A 22738-nucleotide genomic window follows, 5' to 3' on the forward strand; every position below is an offset into this window, starting at 1 on the left:
GGCCAGCGGCGAGCAGCCGTTCTATCGTCGGCCATCGTTTTTGCGGGGGGTGAGCAGGAATGGATAAGAAGCCGGTGGGTCGCAGCTCGATGGCATTGACCGCGGACCTTGTCGCAAGGGTCGAGCGTGTCGAACCGGATCCGGGTCCCGAGCCCGGAACAACCGAGCATACAGACGCGGAGTTCGATAGTCTTGTCGAGCAACTTCTGTCGGAGCATCGGCCTGAAGCGCTATGGGTCTTTGCCTACGGGTCGCTGATCTGGAACCCCGAATTTGCCCATGTCGAGCAGCGCCCGGCCACGGCGCCAGGATGGCACCGCTCGTTCTGCCTGACGCTGACCCGTTGGCGCGGAACCCGTGATTTGCCGGCGCTGATGCTGGCGCTCGATCGAGGCGGCAGCTGCAACGGCATCGTCTATCGGCTGCCCGCGGAAGACCATGTCGGGCAACTTGGCCAGTTGATGCGCCGCGAGATCGATGCCAATCCGCCGACTAACGTGCCATGCTGGATCAAGGTCAAGACCAAGGATGGGCCGTTGCGGGCCTTGGCTTTCGTCGCCGCGCCAGACGGCAGGGCCTATGCGGGCCGGCTGCCATTGGAGCAGGTTGCCGACACGCTGGCGCGGGCTGCCGGGCATTGGGGCTCGTCGGCTCAATACCTGTTCCGAACCGTCAGCAAGTTGGAAGAGAGCGGTATCCGCGACAGGAACCTTTGGCGCATCCAGGATCTGGTGGCCCAGCAAATCATCGCTTCCACCAGGAACGCCAATCCCGACTGATTTCTGAACGGTGAAACGCCTTAGCGGCAGGCGCGGTAGCCGCTTTTGCGGTTCTTGATGTCGAAATGGAAATGGTTGCGGTGATCGTAATTGTAGCCGGGACCGAGCACGGTGGTGAAATACTGGCAGCCGTCGGCACGCACATTGTTGAGGAAGCCGCGGGTGCGGAAGGCAAACAGGCCGGGCTTGCGCACGTCGATGTCGTCGCCGTTGTTGAGCTCGATGCTCATGACGTCGAGGGCGTTGCCCTTGCCGTGCTCGGACAGGACACCTTCGCCGGCGATGTTGCGGCAGGAATAGCTTGAGCCCTGGTGGATGGTCTTGACGCCCGAGAAATAGCGCCAGCGGGCGGAGGGAACCAGTTCGTTGCTGGTCCAGGCGGCGAAACTTGCGGCCATGTCGCAGGTCAATGTTGCGGCGGGCTTCATCTGGATGCCGCCGATGGCGGAGACCTTGACCGGCCAGTCTATGCCGCACTGTCCCTCGTGGATCGGCTGGACATCGGTGTAGACGACGCGAAGCCGCTTCAGCTCGCCACGGCAATCGGTTTCGCTGGCCGGCATCTGCTGCGGCTCCGACTCCGACATCGGCTCGTCCATGTGCGGATAGGCGGCAGTCATATAGGGATTGGACGGGACGAGCTTCTGCATGCCTTCATATTGCGGCACGGCCGCGGTCTGCGAGCCGACATCGACGGCCGGCTGCAGCGACAGCACGCTGCCAGTGTTGCAAGCCGAAACGGCGGCCAGCGCAAGACCGGCGGCCAGTATCGCTGCGCTTTTTGCCTTCGCGGCGCGAAATATTGCGGCCATGGGCGGAATCCTGTCCTTGATCGGTGGGATTTTAACGATCAAGGGTAAAGGAAAACTCAGCGTTCCCGTTCATGCCTGCGGCCGAAATGCGGCAGCCAGACCATCACCGGCATGACGATCACTGAAGGGCCATCACTGGCAGAAAGTGCCACCATTCCGGCGCGGTTCGAGATCGAGATGGAAATGCAGGGAATGGTCCGGGTCCGCGCCCGGTCCAAGCACGGTCTTGAACGGTCCGCAGGCGGCCTTGCGCACCGCATTGAGGAATTTGCCGTCCTTCTCGGGCGGCGTTGGACCGACTTCGACCTTTCTGCCATCTGACAACGTGAAGCTGGCAATATCGAGCGCGTTGCCGAAGGCATGTTCCGACAGATGGCGCGTGCCGTTGCGCGGCCGGCAGACAAAGGCCGATGCCTGGTTGATCGATTTCAGGTCGGCTCCGAACTCGGCTTTCGCCGCCGGCTGTATGATTTCGGCGGCAAAGCGGGCTGCAGCCTCGGCCATTGGGCAGTTGAGTTCGGTCGCGGGGCCGATGGCGATGGATTTTCCGAGCGACTTCAGCACCAGGGGATAGGGGATCGAGCAGCCGATGTCGGGATTGCTTTCCGCCTTATGCTCCTCGAATTCGACACCAAGGGCCGTCAGCCGCTCGCGACAGGCGACTTCCGCCGCCGGCATTTTTGCATCGGGCAAATCGGCCGAGCGCGCATCGGGCAGCATCTTCTTGTCGCCGGCATCGGGTTTTTCAGGTGGTTGCGGAGCAACGGCCGGCGGCTGAGCTTCAGGTTCCGAAGTGTCTGGCTTTTGTGTCGGAATCGGCGCCGCGGCCGGCGGCTCGGGCTCGCTTTGCCTATCGGTCGATGGCTTCGGGGCTGACGGTCCGGGCCGCGCCTGCTTTTTAAAACCGGATTTTTCTTCGTTGAATCGATCGTCATTGGACCGGTTGGGCGCGCCAAGGGGGTTCGGACCTTCGGCCTTTTGCTTTTCGATCGGTGCCGCGCCGGTCTTCGGCGCCTCTGAAGGACGCGCCTCGGGCAGCGGGACAACGCGCGAGGGCTGCACCGGAACATCGGCGGGCGAGGGCTTTTTATCCGGGGTCTTTTGTTCCACCTGCTTTGGCGTGATGTGCCGCTTTGGACTGGGCTTCTGGCGGTGCTTGCTGCGCGGCTTAGGATGCGAGTCGACCTGCGGTGAAAACAGCTGCTCCAACCGCTGTGACAGCGGCGTGTAATGCTTTTTGCGCTGTTTGGCGTCGGCTTGCGTCAGCAGGGGCGTCAGCAGCAGAGCCGTGACGACCATGACCAGTGCAACCCTGGATGTTCGGGAAAGTACAAGCGACCCCATCGTCCTCAACGGCGCGAACGCCCGGAGGTTGCCTGCGGCCCATCACGAACGGTAACGACGTCGTTACGCGCCAATCGCTTCCAGCCCTTCTTCCAGCCAGTCGGCCAAAAGCGGCATGCCGAGCAGGTATTTCGCCGTGCGCTTGTTGGCGCGGTCGCGCGCGGCGGCAACCGCATCGGACCATTCCGCTGCGTCATAGTCGCCGCGGCCGACCCAGGCCAGCGCGATCAACTCGGCCGCTTCGTCGACGTTGAGGTCGTTGATCAGCTCGCGCAGCTCTTCCTCGGTGAGGTCTTCCGCGCTTTCCTCCGCCAGACCGTCATGGTGGTGATTGGCATGTGATTCACCATCGAGCTCGACCTCATGCTCGGCACCGTCGGCATAGTCTTCGTTGACGGCAGCACTCAGTCCCTTTGCCTTGAGAATGAACAGGCGCACGGTGTCCGGGCCGATCGATAGCTCCCATTCCCGCTCACGGCGCTGTTGCACTCTCGGGCACCCCCGCTGATCATTTCCCGAATGATAGCGGATTTGCAGCGCGCGTCACGTCATGTTCTGATCCCTGGCTCCCGCCTTTGACCGAATTCAGGTTAGGCACGGCCGCACAAATAGTTTCGGCGGCTGCGGGTTTCCGGGATGAAAAGTCTGCATCCCGGCGTTAGCTTTTCATTATCGTCATTTTCCCTCAAGATCGTCATTATCCCTCAAGGAGGCTTCGATGCATAAAAGAGTGTTGATCCAGGCGGCTGCGGCGCTTGTGGCGCTGCAGTTCTTTGCGGTTCCGGTGTTTGCGGCCGGCGGCGGTGGCGGTGGTACCGAGACCACCACCCAGTGCAAGAAGGGGCAGGTCTGGGACAAGAAAAAGCAGAAATGCGTCGCGCCGAAGTACGGCATGCTGGACGACGATAACATCTATGATGCTGGTCACGACCTGGCCATGGCCGGGCGTTATGACGAGGCGATCGCCGTGCTCAGCCTTGCCGCCAACAAGCAGGATCCACGCATCCTCAACTATCTCGGCTATTCGCATCGCCATTCCGGCCGTGTCACCGTCGGCCTCGGCTATTACGAGGAAGCGCTCCGCATCAACCCGGATTACACGCTGGTGCGCGAATATCTCGGCGAGGCCCATCTGCAGATCGGCGATCTGGTCGGCGCCCAGGCGCAGCTGGCCGAGATCGAGAAGCGGACGGGCAAAGATTCGCGCGAATACGGCATGCTGGCCGAACAGATCTACCATTTCATGAGAAGCTGACCCCACCCCAACGGCTTTTCTGGGCCGGCTGCGAGCAATCGCAGCCGGTTTTTGTTGTCGCAACTGCAACACGCTGCACATGCCGTGACGGCAATTGCGCAAGTCGGCTCATGATTTTTCAAAAAGCCTGCTTTTTCAGCGTGAAAAACGCGCGAGGATCGCTATATTGGGGAAAATTGCGGTGAAACGGTTCCGTTAGCCCGAGGCTGCCGGACCCGTTTTCTTTTTATACCCATCGACAAGGCTTTCCCCGAAATGCGGGGGTGGCGGCAGGAAAGGTCAGGCATCATGAACAAGGTCCCGATGACAGGCGAGGGGTTCGCGTCATTGAAGGAAGAACTGCGCTGGCGCCAGCAGCAAGAGCGGCCGCGTATCATCGAGGCGATCTCCGAAGCGCGCTCGCATGGCGACCTGTCCGAAAATGCCGAATATCATGCCGCCAAAGAGGCGCAGAGCCTCAATGAGGGCCGTGTCAACGAACTGGAAGACTATATTGCTCGGGCCGAGGTGATCGACGTCACCAAGCTTAGCGGCGACAAGGTCAAGTTCGGCGCCACGGTGGTGCTGGTCGACGAGGACACCGAGGAAAAGAAGACCTACCAGATTGTCGGCGACCAGGAAGCGGATGTGAAATCGGGCCGTATTTCGATCTCCTCGCCGATCGCGCGCGCGCTGATCGGCAAGGAAGTCGGCGACGCCATCGAGGTCAACGCCCCCGGCGGCGCCAGGGGTTATGAGATCGTCCAGGTGCAATTTATCTAGCACCTCAGAATTGCTGGAAGGTCCTATGCCGAAGCTTGGAGCTTAAGGGCTAATAGCTTTTCTGCTTCCGGCACCACCTGTGCCGGCATGAGGCGCTCCCCCGCTGCGGCCAGCAACGTTGAGGCATATTGCCCGCGCGGGCCGGTCAAACCCGGCTCGGTCGCCAGGAACACCGCGACCGTCGGCAGGCCGAAGGCGCTGGCGAGGTGGGTCAGACCGGTGTCGGCGCCGATAACCAGCGTCGAGCGGCCAAGGATCGCGGCAATGTCTGCCAGCGGCGATCTCGGCACCACGATCGTTGACGGCACGGCTTTCGAGATCGCCTTGGCCACCGCCTTCTCACGCTCGTTCGACCAGGTGGTGACCGGCGTCATTCCGCTACCAACCAGCAGGCGAGCCGTTTCGATCCAGTCTTCGGCGGGCCATTTCTTGTCCTCGCGGCTGGTGCCGTGCAGCAGGAAGGCCGTCTTGCCGTCAATGCCGGCCAGGCCGCCGGGAGGCGGCACAATCCCGGATGCGAGCGCCGAAAGATCGGGCTCGTAGCCGAGCGCCAGCCCGAACAGCCGGCGCGTGCGTTCGATGGCGTGCAGGTTGCGCGGCACGGCGTATTTGCGCTGGTAAAACAACGTTGCCGAGGGCTCCCGCGCGCTTGCGCGGTCGAAACCTGCGATTGGTGCCGCTGCCTGTTTCGCAACCAGGGCCGATTTCAGCAGCCCCTGCGCATCGATGACGAGGTCGTACTCGCCTGCTTGCAGAGCGCGGCGCAAGCTTGTCGCCTCCCGCCATGTGCCGGCGTTGAACAGATGCTTGCGCCAGCGCCGGATGGCGACGGTATGGATCTTTGCTATCGCCGGATGCAGCGCGACGATGCCGGCAAAGGCCTCTTCGACGCACCAGTCGAAGGCGATATCGGGGCGCTTGCGGCGTGCATCTTCGACGGCGGGGAAGGTGTGGATGACGTCGCCCATCGAGGAGGTCTTGACGATCAACACCTTCATGCGGCGGCCGGGAGTTCCAGCAACCTGTCCGCCGCCGCTGCCACTCGGGCAACGTCCAGCGTCTTCAGGCAGTTGAGGTGGCCGAGCGGACAGACCTTCCGGTGGCAGGGCGAACAGGACAGATGCAACCAGATCAGTTCGCGCTGTTCAGCCAACGGCGGCGTGTTTTCCGGCGAGGTCGAACCGTAGACGGCAACGACCGGCGTGCCGACGGCGGCCGCGACATGCATCAGCCCGCTGTCGTTGGACACCGCCAGCCTGGCCGCGGCGATCAGGTCGATGGCGTCCTCCAGCCGTGTCTTTCCTGCCAGATCGACGACACCGGGCGCGAGTGCTGCGATCTCGGCGGTGACGTCGCGATCGTTCTTCGAGCCGAACAACGCGACCTTGAATCCTTTCGCCATCATCTCTCCGGCGAGGCCGGCATAGCTTTCGCTAGGCCAGCGTTTGGCCGGACCGAATTCGGCGCCGGGCATCATGGCGACGAATTTTCCCGGCTGCACTGCGAAGCGAGCGAGCAGATCTTTCTGATTGCCGGCGTCGACGGTGAGCCGCGGCGGCCGGAAATGTCCGCCTTGGGCGAGGCCAAAATAGGCCTGCGCGGTGCGCCGTTTGACGGCATCGGGCAGCGGCACGATGTCGGTCAGCAGGCCGTAGCGCATTTCCCGGAGATTGCCGAAGCGGCGGGGGATGCGGGCAAAGAACGGGATCAGCGCCGATTTCCAGCTGCCCGGCAGGACGTAGGCCATGTCGTAGCGGCCGCGCAGCAGGCGGCCGAAGCGGCGGCGAATGGTGAATTCGAGCGCGCCCGGTTGCAGCGGGAAATCGATCTGCTGGCGAATCTCGGGCATGCGCTTGACCAGCGGGGCCGCCCAGGCCGGGGCCAGCACGTCGATGGCGGCGTTGGGATGGACGTCCTTCAGCGCTGAAAACAGGCACTGCGCCATGACCATATCGCCCACCCAGCGTGGGCCGATCACGAGGATCGTTGGGCTTTCAGCCATTCGACATAGTCTCTGACGCCGGTTTCCACGCTGCGGAATTGCCCATTATAGCCGGCTGCGCGCAAGCGGGACATATCAGCTTGGGTAAAACTCTGGTAGCTGCCCTTGAGGTGATCGGGGAATTCGATGAACTCGATCTCGCCCTGGCCCAGCGTATCGATCACGGTCTCGGCAATGGCGCGGAACGGCTGGGCGCGGCCGGTGCCGCAGTTGAAGATGCCGCTCGAGCCGCGCTTCCACAGCCACAGATTGACGTCGGCGACATCGCCGACGTGAATGAAGTCGCGGCTTTGTTCGCCGGGGCCGAAGCCGTCATGGGCGCCGAACAGCTTTGGGTTTTCGCCGCGCCCGACCTGATTGAACAGATGGAAGGCGACCGAGGCCATGGCGCCCTTGTGCGCCTCGCGCGGGCCATAGACGTTGAAGTAGCGCAGGCCCGCGACCTGCGAATGATCGGTGTCGAACACGGTGCGCCTGACATAGTCGTCGAATAGTTTCTTCGAATAGGCGTAGACGTTGAGCGGCCGCTCAAGTGCGGGATCCTCGCGAAACTCCGAACCGCCGCCGTAGACGGAAGCCGAGGAGGCATAGAGGAACGGTATGCGCAGCGAAAGACAGCCATGCAGCAAGCGCTTTGAGAAGGCGTAGTTCACGTCCATCATGAACTTGCCGTTCCATTCCGTGGTGGTCGAGCAGGCGCCCTGGTGGAAGACGGCCTCGACGCGGCCTAGGTCGCCGGCTTCCAAGGTGGCCAAGAATTCGTCCTTGTCGAGATAGTCGGCTATCTGCAAATCGGCCAGGTTGGCGATCTTGTGGCCGTCGGTGAGGTCGTCGACGACGAGGATGTCATCATGGCCTTCGGCATTGAGTGCGGCGACGATGTTGGAGCCGATCATGCCGGCCCCGCCCGTGACGATGATCATGAAGGCCTCTGGTTGCTTGCGATTCCGGTCCTTATAAGGGAGGCCAAGCGTACTGTCGATGAAGCACCACGACGCCACAGTGAGACCGCGAAGCGGCCCGCTTTATTCGAGGCCCGCAAGCTAGGGGACAAAAAATGCCGTCGACCGAACTGCTCATTGCGTTTTTCGCCACCACGGCGATCTTTGCCTATATTCCAGGACCGGCGATGCTCTATGCCGCCGCGCAGACCATGGCGCGCGGGCGCTGGTCGGGGCTGACGGCGGCACTTGGCATCCATCTTGGCGGTTATTTCCATGTCTTTGCGGCTGCCGCCGGGCTGTCGGTGCTCTTCCATGCGGTGCCGCCGCTCTACATGGCGGTCAAGCTCATCGGCGCGCTCTATCTGATCTGGCTTGGCGTGTCCTTGTTCCGCAAGCGCGGGGACGGTGACACGGCGCTGCCGGCGATCGAGCGCAAATCGGTGCGCCGGGCATTTTTCGAGAGCATCACGGTCGAAGTGCTCAATCCGAAGACGGCGATCTTCTTCATGGCGTTCCTGCCACAGTTCATCGATGCCTCGGCGGGTTTCCCGGTGTGGCTGCAATTCGTCGTGCTGGGCACCATCGTCAATTTAATGTTCTCTTCGGCAGATATTGTCTGCGTGTTGCTGGCAGGCATGGTGATCGCCCGGCTGAAGCGCTCCAGCCGTGCGCAGCGCATCATGCAGAGGGCGGGCGGGGCGGTGCTGGTCGGACTGGGCGTCCACGTCGCGTTGCAGAAGAGCTGACGGCCGCCCTGACGTTGCGCTGCGCGGATTTGCGGTATATCGGCTTCGCCATGAACGATCCGGCCCGTAAATTGACAATTTTCAGCGTGATTGAGGTCGGCCTTTCCCTCGCATTGCCAGTGACATGATCAAGCACAATCCGCCTTCGCCCGAACCTTTGCACCGCGCCATTGCCCGCTTTGGCGACGTTGCCGTGCTGGTGGTCGGCGACTTCATCCTCGACCGTTTCGTCAACGGCGTCATCGAGCGCATCTCGCCGGAAGCGCCGATCCCGGTGCTGCACGGGCGCGGCGAGACCTCGACGATGGGCGGCGCAGGCAACGTTGTCGCCAACATCGTCTCGCTGGGTGCCAGCGCTATTCCCATATCGGTGATCGGCACCGATGTGGCCGGCGACAATCTGGTGCGCATGCTGCGCGAACTCGGCGCCGATACGGCTGATATGGCGCAGGAGCGCGGTCGCATGACGTCGTCGAAGAGCCGCTTCAGCGCGCTCAATCAGCAGGTGCTGCGCTTCGATGAGGAAGAGATCAAGCCGCTCGACGACAAGGAACGGGCGGACCTGGTCCGGCATTTTCGCGCCGCACTCACGCGCGCCGACATCGTCATTCTGTCCGACTATGGCAAGGGCATCTTGCTCGACGGCGTCGCCGCCGACCTGATCGCCATCTGCCGCGAGGCGGGAAAACCGGTGCTGGTCGATCCCAAGGGCCGCGACTATGCGCGCTATGCCGGCGCGACCGCCATCACGCCCAACCGCAAGGAGCTTGGCGAAGCTGTCGGTCGCCCGGTTTTCGCCGACGACGAGATCGTCGCGGCGGCACGCCAGCTGATTTCGGCACATGGCTTCGACTTCGTCGTCGCCACCCGCAGCGAAAAGGGCATGAGCGTCGTCGGCGCGGATGAGGCGCGCCACATCGCCACCCAGGCGCGCGAAGTGTTCGACGTTTCGGGCGCCGGCGATACGGTAATCGCGAGCTTCGCGCTGGCTCTGGCCGCGGGCGCCGATCGCGTCATGGCCGCCTCCATCGCCAATGCCGCCGGCGGTGTGGTGGTGGGCAAACGCGGCACCGCGCGGCTGACCGTGGAGGAACTCACCGGCGCGCTGTTCCGCTCGCACGGCCCCACCGCCCATAAGGACGCCATCCTCGATGCCGCATCGGCCGCGCGCATGGTGGCGGCGTGGAAGGACGAGGGCCTGAGCGTCGGCTTCACCAATGGCTGCTTCGATATATTGCATGCCGGCCATGTCAGTCTTCTCCACGCGGCGCGCAGCCAGTGCGACCGGCTGGTGCTCGGCCTCAACAGCGATGCCTCGGTGCGTCGGCTGAAAGGCGCAGGGCGCCCGGTCAACGATCAGCATGATCGTGCCTGCGTGCTCGCCGCCCTGGCCTCGGTCGATGCGGTCGTGGTGTTCGAAGAGGATACGCCGCTGGCGCTGATCGAGGCGCTTCTGCCCGACATTCTGGTCAAGGGCGCCGACTACACGGTCGAAACCGTTGTCGGCGCCGATGTGGTGCAGAAGGCGGGCGGGCGCGTCGTCCTGGTCGACCTTGTCGCCGGCAAGAGCACCACCGGCACGATCGGCAAATTGCGCGCCGGCGGCGGTACCAACTGAGGGATTTCATGTCCGGACTGAATGACTATCTGGTCCGCTCGGCGGCCGCGATCACCGCGACAGTCGAGCGTGACCTGACCGCCGAGATGGAACGTGCTGTGAGTGCGGTCGTCGCCGCGCTTTCCTCGGGCAAGGCGCTGCTGGTCTGCGGCAATGGCGGCTCGGCCAGCGACGCCATCCACATTGCCACCGAACTGGTCGGCCGCTTCCTTAAGGAGCGCAAGGCCTACAATGTGATTGCGCTGCCGGCCAACGCGGGCATGCTGACCGCCTGGGGCAATGACTATGGCTTCGACACCGTGTTTTCGCGCCAGGTCGAGGCGCATGGCGCGCCCGGCGGCGTGCTGCTTGCCATCTCGACCAGCGGCAATTCGCCGAGCATTCTGGCTGCCGCCGAACAGGCTCGGATGATGGGCATGACGGTGGTCAGCCTCACCGGCGACAGCGGTGGCAAACTCAAGCCGCTCACCGACATACTGCTCAACGTGCCCTCGACCTCGACGCCGATCATCCAGCAGGGACATCTCTGCCTCTACCACTATCTCTGCGAGGTGGTGGAAGACCGTCTGTCGAATGGCTGACACCGGGGCCTACGGTCCATACCCGCTGGCTGAGCCCGGCCTGTGGGTTGAGCGGGTGGGTTCGCGGGTGTTTCCAGCCAACGCGCCGGCGCTGTTCCTCGACCGCGACGGCACCATCAATGTCGACACCGGCTATCCCGACGATCCAGCCAAAATGGCGCTGCGCGACGGCATCGTGCCGGTCATCGCGGCGGCCAACCGGGGCAACATCCCGGTGGTCATCGTCACCAACCAGTCCGGCATCGCGCGCGGCTATTTCGGCTGGAAGGAATTTGCCGCGGTCAACGGCCGGGTTCTCAAGCTGCTTGCCGCCGGCGATGCCTTCGTCGACATGGTTCTGGCCTGCGCCTACCACGAGGCGGGCAGCGGGCCACTGGCGGTCGCCGACCATCCAATGCGCAAGCCCAATCCGGGCATGCTGCTACAGGCCCGGCAGCGTCTCGGCCTCGATCTCAAGCGCTCGCTGATAGTCGGCGACAAGGCCGCGGATATGCAGGCCGGACAACGTGCCGGCCTGCCGCGCGGCTGGCTGGTGGATGGCGAGGGAAGTAATGAGCCGGGCTTCGAGGTTCTGCCGCTGCGCAACCCCGATGATCTGGAACGGCTTTTGAGAGCTGTCGAGTCGCTCGGATCGAGACTGAACTAGCTTTCCGGATCTGTTGCGACGCAATCTCAATGGGTTAGCTTGAGCGTTTCACCGTTTCGCAGAAACGGCGAGCCGATCCATTTCTTTGCTTTGACGCTATTCCCCAGGAAAGCACCACGCTCTTTTGCGGAAAAACTGCAGAGATCAGACATCATTCAAGCAAGAAATTTGCAGATGTCATTCCATCGAAGAACGAGGGGAATTCATTGAAGAAAGCAATCTCTGTTGCCGTTGTCTTGTTGATATTGGCTGTGCTTTCAGCCGTGGGGTATGTCTGGCAAAAACACGGCGTGTATGGGCTCAATGCACTTCTTCGCCGCGGCGGAAGCTACTGGATCGCCGTTGCACCCGACGATGCGCGTCTCTCGCCTGCCATGCAGCTTGCGTTGAAATCGGAAATTCCTGATGTGACCGCTGGAGCCAGCTCATGGAATGAAACCGAGCCTGGATTCCAGGTCAGAGAAATCCCCGTCATGGCGGGCGACCGTGAAATTGACCGGCTCTATCTCAACCGTTTCGATCCAGCCAAATTCCGTTTCGTTGCCCGTAACGAGCCCAGTGGTGCCAAGGACATCGACCAGTGGGAAGCGGCACTCAATCCACAAGGCACAGGCGGCACCGTTCTGATCGTCAATGGCAGTTATTTCGGACTGAAGGGCGAAGCCGACACGCCCTTTGTCAGCATGGGTGCGAGGCTCGGGCCGGATGAATACGATGCGAAGGCCGGCGCCTGGTTCGTGAATGCCTCCGGCACGCATGTGGTCGATCTCAATTCACGTGACTGGCGCGCAGTCACGGAGAATGCCGAAAACGCTATGGTTTCCTATCCATTGCTTGTCGGTGAGGACGGCCGCAACAATGTACGCGCCAAGAGCAACTGGTTGGCCAACCGCACCTTTATCGCGGAAGATCGTCAGGGCTGGATCATCGTCGGTTCGACCAAGGACGCTTTCTTCTCGCTGGACCGGCTAGCAAACTTCCTGTTGCAGACCGACCTCGATCTCAAGACGGCGCTAAACCTCGATGGCGGGCCTGTTGCCTGCCTCAGCGTCCGCTCCGGGAACTACCGGTTGAAACACTATGCCAAGTGGGAAGCCCAGGTCGCGGATGGCGACGTCTCACTGCTTCAAGCACCGCTAGATGTGCCCTGGGGATTGCCTGTTGTTCTCACGGTGGAGCGCAGGTAGCAGATCCTGCCCTTGGCAGGGTGGGTCAAAGTACTCCCGATTCCGTAGCTGAAACCGGATGGCATATTCAACCTTGGCCGCTCATGTTCACGCAATCTGACCCGGAATACCCTACGATTTCGGCGCCAGAATTCGCTTTCTGGCTCATATTCGTCGTCAACATGATTGTGATCGGCGCGGCGTTCTCGCGTCAAAAAACATTTTCCGTCTCAAATGGTTGCCGCATGTCATCACATTCGTCTGGCTTGCTTGCTCACCTATTTTGCTAGCCTTTTTAGCTTTGCCGGAGATGTCCCCTGGTGAGAGCCCCGGCCCTGGGGACGGCTTCATTCTTTTGCCAGTTGTCGGAGAGGTAGCAGTGTGTCTGTTGGGGTATGTCTTGGTCGGCGTCGCACATGCTTTTTCGAAGTTAATCTCGCTTATCAGGCGCTGAACGCCACCAGCCCTTCGTCCTTGACGCGGCGGATGGTCAGCGCGGTGCGCACCGTGTCGACATTCGGCGCCGAAGCCAGTTCTTCGATGACGAAGGTCTGGAAGGTGCCGAGATCACTCGCCACGCAATGCAGCAGGAAGTCGGATTCGCCCGAGACCATCCAGGCGTCGCGCACGATCGGCCAGCCGCGAGTGCGCTCGGCGAAAGCTTTGAGCTCCGCGTCGGCTTGGTGATGCAGGCCGATCAGGCAGAAGGCGACGACATCCATGCCGAGCGCCGGCGCGTTGAGCAAGGCGCGATAGCCTCTGATGATGCCGGTTTCCTCCAGCCGCCGGACACGGCGCAGGCAGGGCGGGGCGGAAATGCCGACACGGCTCGACAGTTCGACATTGGTCATGCGCCCGTCGGCCTGAAGCTCGCGCAGAATCTTCCAGTCGATGGCATCGAGGTCGGCTTTCAGGGGCATGGCGGTCTCGGCTTAGCGCAAGAATCTTTCGCGCTCTCGTCCTTAAACGACTTTTGTGTCGATGCCAGCCCTTTGGTCGGGCGATTTCGCAACCGTAACGAAAGCGGCCATTGCGCGAATAAGCCTGTAGGCCGAAGCTTTCCGGGGACGACGGCCTGATCGTCTTGCTGGTGTGGTTGGCAACCCTTACATTACCAGCAACATTTCACGTCGTTTTCCAAGGCACACTCGATTGTCTGCCCCGCAGAGGCTTTAGATGACCACCAAGCACGCGCCTGTCCTTATCATCGGTTCCGGCCCGGCCGGCTATACCGCCGCAGTCTACGCCGCGCGCGCCATGCTCAAGCCGATGCTCGTAGCAGGCTTGCAGCAGGGCGGGCAGCTGATGATCACCACCGATGTCGAAAACTATCCGGGCTTCGCCGATCCGATCCAGGGCCCGTGGCTGATGGAGCAGATGCTGAAGCAGGCCGAGCATGTCGGCACTGACATCGTCAACGACATCATCACCGAGGTTGACCTCAATGTGCGGCCGTTCCGCGCCACGGGCGATTCCGGCACCACCTACACGGCCGACGCGCTGATCATTGCCACCGGCGCGCAGGCGAAATGGCTGGGCATCCCCACCGAACAGACCTTCATGGGCTTCGGCGTGTCGGCCTGCGCCACCTGCGATGGTTTTTTCTATCGCGGCAAGGATGTCGCTGTCATCGGCGGCGGCAATTCGGCGGTGGAGGAGGCGCTCTATCTCTCCAATCTGGCGAAGAGCGTGACCGTCATCCACCGGCGCAACGATTTCCGCGCCGAGCGCATCCTGCGTGAGCGGCTGTTGAAAAAGGACAATGTCCGAGTCATCTGGGACACGATCGTCGACGAGATCACCGGCCGGCCCGGCAAGACGCCGCTGCCGCCTTCGGTCGAAGGGCTGAAGCTCAGAAATGCGGTGACCGGCGAGGTCACCCATCTCCAGGTGGACGGCGTGTTCGTGGCGATCGGCCATGCGCCGGCGGTGGAATTGTTTGTCGGCAAGCTGAAGCAGAAGCCGAACGGCTATCTGTGGACGGCGCCGAATTCGACCCGCACCGATGTGCCCGGCGTGTTCGCCGCCGGTGACGTAACCGACGACATCTACCGTCAGGCGGTGACCGCCGCCGGGCTCGGCTGCATGGCCGCGCTCGAGGCGGAAAAATACCTGGCCGGCATCGAGGTGCACCGCGAAGCGGCGGAATAAAATCTATCAAGACGGCGTCGCAAGCCGTTCAAAAGCCTGATTTTTCATTCAGACGCCAAGAACAGAACGAGGGGAATTCAATGGCGTTGGACTGGGACAAGCTTCGCGTGTTTCACGCAGCGGCGGAGGCTGGGTCGTTTACCCATGCCGCCGAGACTTTGCACCTGTCGCAATCGGCGATTTCACGCCAGGTCAGCGCGCTCGAGCATGACGTCGGGGTGCCGCTGTTCAATCGCCATGCCCGCGGCCTGGTGCTGACCGAGCAGGGCGAAATGCTGTTCCGCACGGCGCATGACGTGCTGATGAAGCTGGAGACCATCAAGTCGAAGCTGACCGAGGCCAAGGACCGTCCCTCAGGCGTGCTGAGGGTAACGACCACGGTCGGGCTCGGCGCCGGCTGGCTGACCGAGCGGGTGCAGGAATTCATCGAGCTCTATCCGGAAATCAGCCTGCAGCTGATCCTGGCCAATGAGGAACTCGACCTCACCATGCGCCAGGCCGACTGCGCGATACGGCTGCGCCAGCCGCAGCAGCCCGACCTTATCCAGCGCCGCCTGTTCACCGTGCATTTCCACCTCTATGCCTCGCCGTCCTATGTCGGCAAGCACGGCAAGCCGACCTCGGTCGCCGATCTGAAGAACCATCGCATCGTCACTTTCGGTGTGCCGGTGCCGTCGCATCTGTCGGAGCTGAACTGGCTGGAAACGATCGGCGATTTCGACGGTGGGCAAAGGGTGCCGACGCTGCAGATCAACGACATCTTGTCGATCAAGCGCGCCGTGCAGGGCGGCGCCGGCATCGCCATGCTGCCCGACTACGTGATCTCCAAGGAATCGGATCTGGTGCAGCTTTTGCCGGAGACCGAGGTGCCGTCCTTCGACACCTATTTCGCCTATCCCGATGCAATGAAGAACCAGGCCAAGCTGCACGTCTTCCGCGACTTCATCATCGCCAAAGCGCGCAGCTGGTCATTTTAAACATGCCCTTGGGAGGTGCTGGTCACCCCCGCCAAGGCGTCAGCCGTGGCAGCCAGCCGGGAACATTGCGGCGGTAGGTCTCGTATTCGCCACCGTAGCGGCGGGCGAGAGTCGGCTCCTCATAGAACCTGACGAAAGAGCCCATGACGATCGCGCCGATGGCGGCATAGGCAGCGACGCTCCAGCTTGAAAACAGCAACGCCTGGCCGAGGATGATCGACAGCACGGCGACGTACATCGGGTTGCGGACATGGCGGTAGACGCCGCCGATCACCAGTCTCTCGGTGGGTGCTACAGGCGCCGGCGTGCCCATGCCTTCGAGCGCGAAGCGGGCAAAGGAATGGACGAGCAGGGCGATGGCCGCGACGATTAGGATGGAGCCAGCCGGCACGAAGCCGGGCACCGTCGACAGCGGCAGACGGTAGCGGTCCGTCAGCAGCCAGGGCACCAGCCCGGCCACGACACAAGGTGCGGCGATGAAGAAGACCGCGCTGCCGGCGATCGCCTGGGGTGTCCGCATGTCAGGTCTCCCTTCTTCCGGCCGACCCTTCCCATCCCGCTGCCGCAAAAATAAACGCCTGCTGCCCGATTCAACGTCATTCGGCTTTTTGCCCGCGAGCGCGAGAATCAGCCCGACTTGCGGTTCTGCGAAGGCAACCGCACGGTCGCGCCATTCATTTGGCAACTTTTCGTGGTCCTATGGCCCCTAGACATGGGTTAGACCACAGCCTGTACCTTTTTGCATGCGTGTGTTGCAAAATAGATGCTTGTTTCTTGGGCATGAACAGCACATATATAGATCATCTCCTGGGCGCGTTCTCCTCCCATTAGCGCCCTCGAGTGTTCCCCTCTGGAGGTTAGCCTTAACAGGCACTTCCAATCAAACTCAGCCGGATCTTCATTGATCCGGCTTTTTTGTTTCCGGGCCTGCCGTAGCCAGCGAAAAATCGAGCAAAATCGCCGCGTAACAGTGACATGTAACCTCAGGTAACATGCCGCAGGCGCGATTCATCGTTTAAGCAGATCATAGGACGCGGTGTGGTTCGACCGGGAGATGGGGGCATCACTCGGAAGATCCGGGCTCAGGCGGCTACCGCGTCCGAACCTATTCGTCTGTCAGTGCCGCATGGCGCGGCGGATACGTGCGGCGGACCTGCCGTTTTCCTCCCAAGAAGACGGTCCGCAATAAGAGCGGCGTCCGGGTCATCCGGGCGCCGTTTTTTGTGCGGATCATCCTTCGGCCTGTCAGGCAGCCTTGCCGTTGGCGTTCATCGCCTCGTCGGCCAACCGACCGGTCAGCTCGGCCATGTGATCGAAGGCGCAACGATAGCTGGCGACGCCGGAGGTCGCCGAGCGCAGTTCGATGATCAGGTCGCCGATCTCGGCCTGCGGCATGGTCGCCTCCACGACATCCCATCCCGGCCAGTCAGGCCGCGCGTCGTAGCCAAGGATCTGGCCGCGCCGTTGCGGGATCAGCGCGATGATCTTCGAAGTGGCTTCGGACGGCGTGACGATCTCGACCTTCATGACCGGCTCGAGCAGCACCGGCGAGCAGGCCGCCATGCCTTCCTTCATGGCCAGCTTGGCCGCCATCTGGAAAGCCATGTCGGAGGAATCGACGGCGTGGTAGGAGCCGTCGGAGAGGTTGACGGCGACATCGACGACAGGGAAGCCGAGCGGGCCGGATTTCAGATAATCGCGCACGCCGGTTTCGACCGACTGGATGTAGGTCTTGGGCACGACGCCGCCGGTGATGGTGTCCGAGAACTGAAAGCCGGAGCCGCGCGGCAGCGGCTTGATCTCGATCACCACATCGCCGAACTGGCCATGGCCGCCGGACTGCTTCTTGTGGCGGCCGCGCTGCTGCACCGTCTTTCGGATCGTCTCGCGATAGGGGACGGCAGGCGCATGGCCTTCGACCGGAATCTGATTCTTGCCTTCCAGCCGCTCGCGCACGACCCGCAGATGCATCTCGCCATGGCCGGACAGCACGGTCTCGGCCGAGTCCTGGTTGTGGCGCAAGGTGAGCGAGGGATCTTCCTCGGCCAGGCGCTGGATGGCCGCCGACATTTTGACCTCGTCCTTGCGCTCCTTCGGCCGTAGCGCAAAGGCAAAGACCGGCTGCGGCGGCGTAAGCGTGACCAGCGGCTTGATACCGCCCTTCGTGGAACTCAACGTCTGGCCGGTCTTGACCTCGTCCAGCTTGCCCAACGCCACCGTGTCGCCGGCCTTGGCAGCGGTGAGCTTGGACTGGTCCTTGCCGAGCATCTTGTAGATGCCGGAGACCTTCGCCGTCTCGCCATTCGACAAATAGAGTTCGGCTGCATCGGCGATCTGGCCGGAGAGTACGCGCGACACGGACAGCTTGCCGCCATGCGCGGTGTGGATGGTCTTCATCACCTGGACCACGGTGTGATTGCCGTCGGGGACGCCGAGCCGTTTGCGCGTCGCCTCGACATCCGGTGCGTCATGGCGGATCGCCTTCAAAAGGCGCAGCACGCCGTTGCCTTTTTCGGCGGTGCCGATAAGCACCGGCGTTATGGCGCCGGCGCGCAGGTCGGCGGACAGATCGTCGAAGACCGCGTCTTTCGGCGGCTCGATCTCCTCCAGCAACTGCTCCATCAACTGGTCGTCATGGTCGGCAAGCGTCTCCAGCATGGAGAAGCGAGCCTCCAGTTCGCGCGCCTTGTCGTCAGTTGGAATTTCGGCAACCTGGCTTTCGGCATATTCGCGGTAGATGTAGGCGCGCTCTAGCGCCAGGTCGATGGAACCGATCACCACATTGTCCTTGCGCAGCGGAATCTGGCGCAGCAACAGCGGCGCCGCGCTCGTCGGCTGCAGCATCTTCAGCGTATCGCGTACGCCGGCGATTGCCTTGTCGACCTTGTTGAGGAACAGGATGCGCGGCACGCCGAGATCGTCGAGCTTGCGCATGATGAGCTGCAAGGCTGGGATCTTCTTCTCGTCGGCCTCGGCGACGACCACCGCGAGATCGCAGGCTGCCAGCACCGGCTCGGCCTCGAAGGAGAATTCGATCGATCCGGGACAGTCGACGAAGGTGATCTGCTCGCCCATGAATTCGGTGGTGGCAAAGGTCGCCTCGACGCTCATGGCGTGCGCCCGCGCCTCGGGCGAATGATCGGAAACGGTGCTTCCCGATGAAACGGGATTTTGGCGGGGGATGGCGCCCGTACGGGCGAGGATGGCTTCGAGAAGTGTCGTCTTACCGCTTGCAAAGGGACCGACTATGGCAATGCATTTCGGTCCCGTGCGTCGTCCTCCGGCGCGAGTACCCATGGCTGACCTCCACTCAGGCGTTGCCCTTGGAGTGCGATCAGCAAAAGTGGAAACGGTTTTGCGCCGATCGCACCCTGTCGTGAGCGGCGGCCGGCCTGTTCGACCGTCGCGGGCGGGGTTGTTTTCATTTAGCCACCTGCCCAACCCATCGTCCCACGGGTTAGCCGGGAGGGCAAGGAAAATAGAAATCGCGCCGCCGTCAGGCGGCCGAGGCAAGACCCGGGGATCAGAACCGTCGGGCGATTTCAGCTTGCCTGGGTGCGGCGCGTGGGCGTGGCGGCTGCACTCTGCTTCACCACCATCTCGGCGTAGCGCGACAGCAACGGGTTGAACAGGTCCGGACGTTCCCAGAAGGGCGCATGGCCGGCGCCTGGTATGACATGGCACTGTTCCCACAGCGAGCTGTAGGCGACGGTCTCGAAATAGCTTAGCCGCACCAGCGGATCATGCTCGCCATTGATCACCGCGACGGGGAACGGAGCGTGCTCGACCACCTGTTTCTGGTCGGCGCCCTTGCCCGCAAACATGGAGCGCGCCACGCCGGCGCGAAGCCGACCGTCGGTGCGCCTGATGGCTTCGCGGAAAGACGGACTGGCGGTGTCGCCGTAGCACAGAGCCTCAAAACGCTCGATGTCGCGTTCGGAGTAGACCTTCTTGGAGGCGAGCAGCATGTCCCAGTTGGCGTGAAAGCCGCGCAGCATGCCAAGCGGCCCCCGCGACACCGGCGGCGCTCCGGTCAGCACCAGGCCGCTGACCGCATGGTGAAAGCTGGCCAGTTCGACCGCCACATGGCCGCCGAGCGACCAGCCGAAGATGATGGCGTGGCCGATGCCCAAAGCGTCGAGAAGCCGGGCTGTGGTCTGGGCAAGGCCGGTAATCGTATAGGCGGTCGCCGGGTCGCGGGCATCGGAGGACTCGCCGTGGCCGGGAAGGTCGAAGGCGATCAGCCGATGGCCGTCGGCAAGCGGGCTATCGAACTGACGGGCAAACACGGCGCGCGAACTGCCCGACCCATGGATCATGACGATGGGCATGCCGGACCCAGACGACTGGCTGAGGCGCAAGTCGGCCTGCGGCGTGCGGATGGTGCGGTGAGTGATGCTCATGCTGGATTAGACCTTGAGATTTGCCTGACCGCCAACATCGCATCGCTGGCTCTATATGTTCTTTAAACATGTGGTTAAGAAAGGATTTCTAAAGAGATAGCCGGCACGATCGCTGGCTCCATGGCAATCACGCGCGGAATCCCGACAATGGAACCAGTCCTCGATCTTCTTGTCTCGATCTGCAGCATCGCGATGCTTGGCCAATATGTCTGGTCGATGCGGGCGCATTTCCAATCGCAGGCGATGTCTCCAGGCGCCATGGTGATTTCGGCGGCGGTCATCGCCACGGCGCTGTTCTTTCTCGCCACCCTTTGGATCCAATCGCAGCCGGGTTCGGCAAAGCTCACCGGACTTGCCGTCGAACTGGCGAGCTCTGCCCTGTTCTGGTGGGCGATCGTCACGTCGCGCAAGGTGCGGCTGCGCTTCGTCTTCGCACCCGACGATCCGCACAGCCTGCTGACCCACGGCCCCTACGGCCATGTCCGCCACCCCTTCTATACGTCCTACATCGTCTTCTGGATCGGCTGGGGGATCGCGACCTGGTCGGTCTGGGCGTTGGTGCCGGTCGCCGGGATCGCTATCCTCTATGTGTTTGCGGCGCTGGACGAAGAGAAGAAATTTTCGCGCACGCCGCTGGCCGGAGCCTACGCGGACTATCGCGTACGTGCCGGCCTGTTCTGGCCTCGGCTGGGGTGGTAGCGAGCACCGGGGCAGGGTAGGTTCTACTGAACTCAGGGGTCACCAGAGATGAAGATCATTGCCTGCGGCAGCGTGCCGACCATCATCGCACCGGAGAAGTATTTCACCGGCCGCGTGCTGCAGACGCCCATCATCGAGAAGGAAGCGCCGGCGCGGCTGCGGGCCACGCTGGTCAGCTTCGAGCCTGGCGCGCGTACCCACTGGCACACGCATCCGCTCGGCCAAACGCTCTATGTCACGTCGGGCGCCGGCCTTGCGCAGACATGGGGCGGGCCGATCCAGGAGATCAAGGCGGGCGACGTGATCTCGTTCGAGCCGGGCGAGAAGCACTGGCACGGCGCGGGTCCAAAGACGACAATGACCCACGTCGCCATGCAGGAAGCGCTGGACGGCGTCCACGCAGATTGGATGGAAGCGGTCACCAGCGAGCAGTATGGCGGCTGAGGTCTGCTCCTGACAAAAACCCGGCTCGAAGCCGGGTTTCATGTCTCGGTGCCGCCAGTTCAGGTCAGCGATGCCGTGAACCGCTGGATGCGCGTGCAGGCTTCCTCCAGCAGCGTCTCCGACGTGGCGTAGGAGATGCGGAAGTTGGGGCCGAGGCCGAAGGCAGAGCCGAACACCACCGCGACACCCTCGCCTTCGAGCAATTCGGAGCAGAAAGTCTCGTCGGTGTCGATTATCTTGCCGGCTTTGGTCTTCTTGCCAATCAGCTGGGCACAGGACGGGTAGACATAGAAGGCGCCTTCCGGCGACGGGCAGGTTATGCCGCGCGCCTGGTTGAGCATCGACACGACGAGGTCGCGACGGCCCTGAAAGATCGCCTTGTTCCTGGCGACGAAATCCTGCGGGCCGTTGAGCGCCTCGACCGAGGCCCATTGCGCGATGGTGCAGGCGCCCGAGGTCTGCTGGCCCTGGATCATGTCCATCGCCTTGATCAGCTGGACGGGACCCGCGGCATAGCCGATGCGCCAGCCGGTCATGGCGTAGGCTTTCGAGACGCCGTTCATGGTCAGCGTGCGCTCGTAGAGTTTCGGCTCGACCTCGGCGATCGTCCTGAAGACGAAGTCGCCATAGGTCAGGTGCTCGTACATGTCGTCGGTCAGTGTCCAGACATGCGGATGCTTCAAGAGCACGTCGGCCAGCGCGCGCAGCTCGGCTTCCGTGTATGCGGCGCCGGACGGGTTCGACGGCGAGTTCATCAACAGCCATTTGGTCTTCGGCGTGATCGCCTTTTCCAGCACGGCGGGAGTGAGCTTGAAACCATTGTCGATCGAGGTGTCGGCGAACACCGAGGTGCCGCCGCAGATCGCCACCATTTCGGGATAGCTGACCCAATAGGGGCGGGGGATGATGACCTCGTCGCCTGGGTTCAGCGTCGCCATGAAGGCGTTGAACAGGATCTGCTTGCCGCCGGTGCCGACAATGGTCTGCTCGGGCTTGTAGTCGAGATTGTTCTCGCGCTTGAATTTTTTCGCGATCGCCTCGCGCAGCGGCGCGATGCCCGAAACCGGCGGGTATTTGGTCTCGCCGCGGCGGATCGCCTCGATCGCCGCATTCTTGATGTTGTCGGGCGTGTCGAAATCCGGTTCGCCAGCGCCGAGGCCGATAATGTCGCGGCCGGCATTTTTCAGCTCGCGGGCTTTCTGCGTCACCGCGATGGTGGCGGAAGGCTTTACGCGGGCAAGGGCGTCGGCAAGAAAGGCCATGACCAGATATCTCCAGAGGGGTCGGCGCAACCGCAAACAGCTGCGGCGCCTCTCATGTCGCATCGACCCGGCAAGTGCAAGCATTGTCGGATGAGCCAGGGTCAAGGACCCGTGGAGATCGGCTTTTTGGAGCGCGTGCATGACGGT

At 62.6% G+C, this 22738-nt stretch carries 23 protein-coding genes; 12 read left to right on the plus strand and 11 right to left on the minus strand.

All coding sequences use genetic code 11. From position 1 onward, the window contains the following. Positions 1–59 precede the first annotated feature (59 nt). Positions 60–779, plus strand: a complete 720-nt coding sequence (locus tag NLY42_RS14965) for a gamma-glutamylcyclotransferase (protein ID WP_023705875.1) — start codon at positions 60–62, stop codon at positions 777–779. A gap of 20 nt (positions 780–799) precedes the next feature. Here the strand turns inward: NLY42_RS14965 and NLY42_RS14970 are convergent, their stop codons facing one another. From NLY42_RS14970 to NLY42_RS14980, 3 genes are all read right to left on the minus strand, one after another. Then, complete coding sequence (locus tag NLY42_RS14970) at positions 800–1591, minus strand: extensin-like domain-containing protein (RefSeq protein WP_023695766.1); 792 nt, start codon at positions 1589–1591, stop codon at positions 800–802. A 132-nt stretch (positions 1592–1723) separates the two neighbouring features. Then, positions 1724–2800: an extensin-like domain-containing protein gene (locus NLY42_RS14975; RefSeq protein WP_023705873.1), complete on the minus strand. Its 1077-nt coding sequence runs from the start codon at positions 2798–2800 to the stop codon at positions 1724–1726. Between the two features lie 198 nt (positions 2801–2998). After that, on the minus strand, positions 2999–3424 hold the full coding sequence (locus NLY42_RS14980; protein WP_023683751.1) for a DUF3775 domain-containing protein: 426 nt from the start codon (positions 3422–3424) through the stop codon (positions 2999–3001). 229 nt (positions 3425–3653) lie between these two features. Between NLY42_RS14980 and NLY42_RS14985 the strand changes: the two genes are divergently transcribed. After that, complete coding sequence (locus NLY42_RS14985; protein ID WP_023705872.1) at positions 3654–4190, plus strand: tetratricopeptide repeat protein; 537 nt, start codon at positions 3654–3656, stop codon at positions 4188–4190. A 288-nt stretch (positions 4191–4478) separates the two neighbouring features. Beyond that, entirely contained in the window at positions 4479–4952 is a 474-nt protein-coding gene (greA, locus tag NLY42_RS14990; protein ID WP_023683753.1) for a transcription elongation factor GreA, read from the plus strand. A gap of 23 nt (positions 4953–4975) precedes the next feature. Here the strand turns inward: greA and waaC are convergent, their stop codons facing one another. Genes waaC through rfaD form a run of 3 tightly spaced genes read right to left on the minus strand, consistent with a single transcriptional unit; the run spans position 4976 to position 7877 of the window. Continuing rightward, positions 4976–5950, minus strand: a complete 975-nt coding sequence (waaC, locus tag NLY42_RS14995; RefSeq protein WP_023683754.1) for a lipopolysaccharide heptosyltransferase I — start codon at positions 5948–5950, stop codon at positions 4976–4978. Then, a complete protein-coding gene (waaF, locus tag NLY42_RS15000) occupies positions 5947–6954 on the minus strand; it encodes a lipopolysaccharide heptosyltransferase II (RefSeq protein WP_023695762.1) in 1008 nt (335 codons plus the stop codon). The genes waaC and waaF overlap by 4 nt, the downstream gene beginning before the upstream one ends. After that, the gene (rfaD, locus tag NLY42_RS15005; protein WP_023683756.1) at positions 6927–7877 is read right to left on the minus strand and encodes an ADP-glyceromanno-heptose 6-epimerase; all 951 of its coding nucleotides are present in this window, start codon (positions 7875–7877) and stop codon (positions 6927–6929) included. The genes waaF and rfaD overlap by 28 nt, the downstream gene beginning before the upstream one ends. 134 nt (positions 7878–8011) lie before the next feature. Between rfaD and NLY42_RS15010 the strand changes: the two genes are divergently transcribed. The 5 genes from NLY42_RS15010 (at position 8012) to NLY42_RS15030 (ending at position 12676) form a co-directional block, all read left to right on the plus strand. After that, a complete protein-coding gene (locus NLY42_RS15010) occupies positions 8012–8644 on the plus strand; it encodes a LysE family translocator (protein ID WP_023754553.1) in 633 nt (210 codons plus the stop codon). A 124-nt stretch (positions 8645–8768) separates the two neighbouring features. Continuing rightward, the gene (gene rfaE1, locus NLY42_RS15015; RefSeq protein ID WP_023671976.1) at positions 8769–10262 is read left to right on the plus strand and encodes a D-glycero-beta-D-manno-heptose-7-phosphate kinase; all 1494 of its coding nucleotides are present in this window, start codon (positions 8769–8771) and stop codon (positions 10260–10262) included. Between the two features lie 8 nt (positions 10263–10270). Beyond that, the gene (locus NLY42_RS15020; protein ID WP_023671975.1) at positions 10271–10843 is read left to right on the plus strand and encodes a D-sedoheptulose-7-phosphate isomerase; all 573 of its coding nucleotides are present in this window, start codon (positions 10271–10273) and stop codon (positions 10841–10843) included. Further along, positions 10836–11489, plus strand: a complete 654-nt coding sequence (locus tag NLY42_RS15025) for a D-glycero-alpha-D-manno-heptose-1,7-bisphosphate 7-phosphatase (protein WP_023754552.1) — start codon at positions 10836–10838, stop codon at positions 11487–11489. Before NLY42_RS15020 ends, NLY42_RS15025 begins: the two co-directional genes overlap by 8 nt. 206 nt (positions 11490–11695) lie before the next feature. Continuing rightward, positions 11696–12676: a phosphodiester glycosidase family protein gene (locus NLY42_RS15030; RefSeq protein WP_245260033.1), complete on the plus strand. Its 981-nt coding sequence runs from the start codon at positions 11696–11698 to the stop codon at positions 12674–12676. Between the two features lie 422 nt (positions 12677–13098). Here the strand turns inward: NLY42_RS15030 and NLY42_RS15035 are convergent, their stop codons facing one another. Next, positions 13099–13575: an Lrp/AsnC family transcriptional regulator gene (locus NLY42_RS15035; protein WP_023689719.1), complete on the minus strand. Its 477-nt coding sequence runs from the start codon at positions 13573–13575 to the stop codon at positions 13099–13101. 256 nt (positions 13576–13831) lie between these two features. Between NLY42_RS15035 and trxB the strand changes: the two genes are divergently transcribed. Both trxB and NLY42_RS15045 read left to right on the plus strand, forming a co-directional pair. After that, a complete protein-coding gene (trxB, locus tag NLY42_RS15040; RefSeq protein ID WP_023689720.1) occupies positions 13832–14806 on the plus strand; it encodes a thioredoxin-disulfide reductase in 975 nt (324 codons plus the stop codon). A gap of 80 nt (positions 14807–14886) precedes the next feature. After that, positions 14887–15783 (plus strand): LysR family transcriptional regulator, encoded by an 897-nt coding sequence (locus NLY42_RS15045; protein WP_023671970.1) that lies wholly within the window; start codon positions 14887–14889, stop codon positions 15781–15783. A 22-nt stretch (positions 15784–15805) separates the two neighbouring features. On the opposite strand, the gene NLY42_RS15050 is transcribed toward NLY42_RS15045, so the two are convergent. The 3 genes from NLY42_RS15050 to NLY42_RS15060 form a co-directional block, all read right to left on the minus strand. Continuing rightward, positions 15806–16303, minus strand: coding sequence for a methyltransferase family protein (locus NLY42_RS15050; RefSeq protein WP_023671969.1), 498 nt, complete (start codon positions 16301–16303; stop codon positions 15806–15808). 725 nt (positions 16304–17028) lie between these two features. Further along, positions 17029–19080: an elongation factor G gene (locus NLY42_RS15055; RefSeq protein ID WP_023683761.1), complete on the minus strand. Its 2052-nt coding sequence runs from the start codon at positions 19078–19080 to the stop codon at positions 17029–17031. A 245-nt stretch (positions 19081–19325) separates the two neighbouring features. Next, positions 19326–20186 (minus strand): alpha/beta fold hydrolase, encoded by an 861-nt coding sequence (locus tag NLY42_RS15060; protein WP_023711179.1) that lies wholly within the window; start codon positions 20184–20186, stop codon positions 19326–19328. A gap of 147 nt (positions 20187–20333) precedes the next feature. Here NLY42_RS15060 and NLY42_RS15065 point away from each other — a divergent pair, with 147 nt between their 5' ends. Both NLY42_RS15065 and NLY42_RS15070 read left to right on the plus strand, forming a co-directional pair. Further along, complete coding sequence (locus NLY42_RS15065; protein WP_023683763.1) at positions 20334–20885, plus strand: methyltransferase family protein; 552 nt, start codon at positions 20334–20336, stop codon at positions 20883–20885. Positions 20886–20933: 48 nt separating this feature from the next. Further along, entirely contained in the window at positions 20934–21329 is a 396-nt protein-coding gene (locus NLY42_RS15070) for a (R)-mandelonitrile lyase (protein ID WP_023683764.1), read from the plus strand. A gap of 59 nt (positions 21330–21388) precedes the next feature. On the opposite strand, the gene NLY42_RS15075 is transcribed toward NLY42_RS15070, so the two are convergent. Beyond that, positions 21389–22591 carry a pyridoxal phosphate-dependent aminotransferase gene (locus NLY42_RS15075; protein ID WP_023683765.1) on the minus strand — a complete coding sequence of 401 codons (1203 nt, stop codon included), beginning with the start codon at positions 22589–22591 and terminating at the stop codon, positions 21389–21391. Positions 22592–22738 lie beyond the last annotated feature (147 nt).

Origin of the sequence: Mesorhizobium sp. C372A (assembly GCF_030323245.1) — a bacterium.
Lineage (GTDB): Bacteria > Pseudomonadota > Alphaproteobacteria > Rhizobiales > Rhizobiaceae > Mesorhizobium.